This window comes from Corallococcus silvisoli, assembly GCF_009909145.1.
In the GTDB taxonomy this organism is placed as follows: Bacteria; Myxococcota; Myxococcia; order Myxococcales; family Myxococcaceae; genus Corallococcus; species Corallococcus silvisoli.
The window spans coordinates 1-1135 of sequence record NZ_JAAAPJ010000061.1 but is presented as its reverse complement, the minus strand read 5'-3'; the positions used below and the strand labels follow the sequence as shown (position 1 = coordinate 1135).

At 66.0% G+C, this 1135-nt stretch carries 1 protein-coding gene; it reads left to right on the top strand.

Annotated features, from left to right (window positions below):
- Positions 1–2 precede the first annotated feature (2 nt).
- The coding region (gene tuf / locus GTY96_RS37055) for an elongation factor Tu (RefSeq protein WP_161667175.1) at positions 3–1135 on the top strand (1133 nt) is incomplete at its 3' end.

The window sequence follows — 1135 nt, the reverse complement described above, 5'->3', positions numbered from 1 at the left end:
TCATGTCCAAGGAAAAGTTCGATCGCAGCCTGCCCCACGTGAACATCGGAACGATTGGGCACGTGGACCACGGCAAGACGTCGCTGACGGCGGCCATCACGAAGGTGCTGGCGAAGACGGGCGGCGCCACGTTCCTGGCGTACGACCAGATCGACAAGGCGCCGGAAGAGCGCGAGCGCGGCATCACCATCTCCACGGCGCACGTGGAGTACAAGACGAAGAACCGGCACTACGCGCACGTGGACTGTCCGGGACACGCCGACTACGTGAAGAACATGATCACGGGCGCGGCGCAGATGGACGGCGCCATCCTGGTGGTGTCGGCGGCGGACGGCCCGATGCCGCAGACGCGCGAGCACATCCTGCTGGCGCGCCAGGTCGGCGTGCCGTACATCGTGGTCTTCCTGAACAAGGTGGACCTGCTGGACGACCCCGAGCTGCGCGAGCTCGTGGAGATGGAGGTGCGTGACCTCCTGAAGAAGTACGAGTTCCCCGGGGACACCATCCCCATCGTCCCCGGCTCCGCGGTGAAGGCGCTGGAGGGCGACACGTCGGACATCGGCGAGCCGGCCATCCTGAAGCTGATGGAGGCGGTGGACAGCTACATCCCGACGCCGCAGCGCGCGACGGACAAGCCCTTCCTGATGCCGGTGGAAGACGTGTTCTCCATCGCCGGCCGTGGCACCGTGGCGACGGGTCGCGTGGAGCGCGGAATCATCAAGGTGGGCGAGGAAGTGGAAGTCGTCGGTCTGCGCGCGACGCAGAAGACGGTGGTGACGGGCGTGGAGATGTTCCGCAAGCTGCTGGACGAGGGCCGCGCGGGCGATAACATCGGCGCGCTGGTTCGTGGCCTCAAGCGCGAGGACATGGAGCGCGGGCAGGTGCTGGCGAAGCCGGGCAGCATCACGCCGCACACGAAGTTCAAGGCGCAGATTTACGTGCTGTCGAAGGAAGAGGGCGGTCGCCACACGCCGTTCTTCAAGGGCTACCGGCCCCAGTTCTACTTCCGCACGACGGACGTGACGGGCACGGTGAAGCTGCCGGACAACGTCGAAATGGTCATGCCGGGCGACAACATCGCCATCGAGGTGGAGCTGATCACCCCGGTCGCGATGGAGAAGGAGCTCCGGTTCGC